Here is a 2,303-nt window from a genome sequence, read left to right on the forward strand (position 1 = left end):
GGATCGCCTGCCGTCGGGCCGTCCGCCGTGTCGCCGGGGCCGGCGCGCTCGTCGCTGCCGACGAACAGCGCCAGGTACGCGGGCAGCAGCGCGAAACCGCAGGGGTTGACGGCGGCCAGCATGCCGGCCGTCACCGCCAGCGCGTAGGGGACCGAACTCACCGGCCGGTCAGCTTCCCGACGCGTGCGTTGAGGTCCTGCTCGCTCATCGTGCCCGGGACGACGTCGACCTTGCCGGTCTTGTCGACGAAGGCCAGCGCGGGCTGCGCGGTCACACCGAACCGCGACCACAGCGAGCCGTCCGCGTCCACGGTGTGGGTGAAGTCGCCCAGGTCGTGGGTGCCGACGAACTTCTTCATCTCGTCCGTCGCGCCCTTCCCGGCCACGCCGACGAACGTGACGTCGCCGCTGTGCCGCTCGGCGGTCTTCCTGATCGCCGGGGCCTCCGCCGCGCAGATCGTGCACCAGGGCGCCCAGAACCACAGCACGGCGTTCTTGCCGTGCAGCGACGCCCCGTCGAATTCCTCGCCGTCCAGCGTCGATGCGGTGAACGCCAACTCCTCCGGTACCGAGCCGGAGCCGGCCTCGTCGCCTTCCGGCTCCTGGCCGTCGTCCTCCTGCTCGCCGTCGCCGGGAGCGGCGGACGCGGAGTCCGGCGCGGTCACCTTGTCGGTGCCGCTGCCGTCCCCGTCCGTGGTGCCGCACGCGGCGGTGACCACGGTCAGGGTGAGCACGCAGAGCGCGGCGGACACTGCGCGAGAGCGCGGGAGGCGCATGGTGGACGGTTCCTTTCGCGGTTCCGACGCCCGGTACGCGGAACGCGCACCGCACACCTCCGAGCCTAGATCCCGGGCCGGGCCCGGGCCGCTCAGCGGCCGGAAGCGTTCTTCTTCCGTAAGAACCCGGTTGCTGCCCGGCGGTTGTGGTGTGGCCGAGTGTTGAGCAGGTCAGGGGCGTTGCCCTCTGCCGGTTATGGGGCGTCTACTCCGGTGCGACGAAGAAATACTCGATATCCACCCCGATGCCGAAGGCTGTCCCTGCGGCTATCGTGCCGCCCGTCACTGTGCCCATCGCCGCGAGGCGGTTTCCTGCGATCTGCCGTGCCGCTTCGGCTAGGTCCGCCGCGCTCCGACGCTGGAGGGAACGAGCAATGGAAGGGCCGTATTTGACCACCGAGGTGCGCTGGACAGGGACGCTCGTCGGATGGGTCAGGAGCAACAAACCGAAGACGCGTGTCCGACGGTCAGCAGCGAAACGGGCCTTGTCCAGATCCCCGGCTATACGCCGCACGTAATTGTTGACGGACGGCTGGCTTTCGCTCATGAAGTCGAACGTGTAGGCAGCTTTCAATTCCACCAGAGCCAGAGCTTCGTGGCTCTCGGCATCCAGAACGGCGAGGTCGGTGCGGTCCCGGTTGCCATGAGCGCTCCATTCGCGCGCAGTGACGCATCCGGCAAGATCCTCGTACAGCGACCAAGCCATGCGGTCGCGGATCGGGTGTTCTGGTTTCGAGGTGAGGGCCAGGTAGGCCAGCTCGCCAGAAGCGAAGGACTCGCAGGCTCTACTCAGCGTCTGGGCCAGTAGTTCGGAGGAGATTTCGACCACCGGACCATTGTCGCAACACGACGCGTGATCATGCTCGGACGGCGACGTGGTGACTGACGCATCTCCTGGCCAACGGGCCAGCAGAGCCGTGTGCACACGGCCTGTCAGGACTCCAACGGAGACGTCGTGGTCTGGGTCTCCGATGCCCGACGCGCAAGGGAGGTGGTGCCGCTTGGGCGTCGGCCGGGGTGCTGGTCGGTTGCCACGCGGAGGGCGGCGCGCCAGCCGTGACCCTGGCGGATGAGGTCCGCCGGGCCGTCGGGGCGGGTCAGGGGCTCGTCGGGCCCGTGGCGAGGGGGCGTGGCCGACGTCCGTGTGGGCTTCTCGGGCAGCGACCAGGCGGGGACGGGCGGCAGGTAGCGCAGCAGCCGTTGCCGGACGAAGGCCGCCGGGCAGCGCACGCCCTCGGCGGGCAGACCCTGGGTGACGGCGATCCGGATCGCCTCGGGTCGCTGGCCGCGCAGCAGGTACTGCCCGGCGAGCTGGGCGAGGCCCGGCAGTTCCGTCGCCGGCAGGGCGAGTTGGGGCTCCGAGTGCCGCAGGGTGCGCAGCACGCGTTCGGCGTGCTCGGCGTACCGGGTGAAGGCGCCGGTCAGCTCGGGCAGGGCGGAGGGGCCGGGCAGTTCGGTGAGGTCGCGCGGTTCGGGGAGCAGTGGGCGGGTGTCCGGCGCGTCGGGGGTGGCGGGGGCCGGGCGGGGC

Annotated in this window: 2 protein-coding genes and 1 pseudogene; all 3 read right to left on the reverse strand. The window is 70.6% G+C overall.

Annotation, left to right across the window (positions count from 1 at the left end; translation table 11 throughout):
* Positions 1-157 precede the first annotated feature (157 nt).
* Positions 158-751, reverse strand: coding sequence for a redoxin family protein (locus ACYVE9_RS23505; RefSeq protein WP_461029894.1), 594 nt, complete (start codon positions 749-751; stop codon positions 158-160).
* Positions 752-980: 229 nt separating this feature from the next.
* On the reverse strand, positions 981-1,604 hold the full coding sequence (locus tag ACYVE9_RS23510; protein ID WP_461029895.1) for a hypothetical protein: 624 nt from the start codon (positions 1,602-1,604) through the stop codon (positions 981-983).
* Between the two features lie 104 nt (positions 1,605-1,708).
* Positions 1,709-2,303 (reverse strand): annotated as a pseudogene (locus ACYVE9_RS23515) (hypothetical protein); the annotation flags it as partial.

The sequence above is a fragment of the Streptomyces sparsus genome (assembly GCF_054776295.1).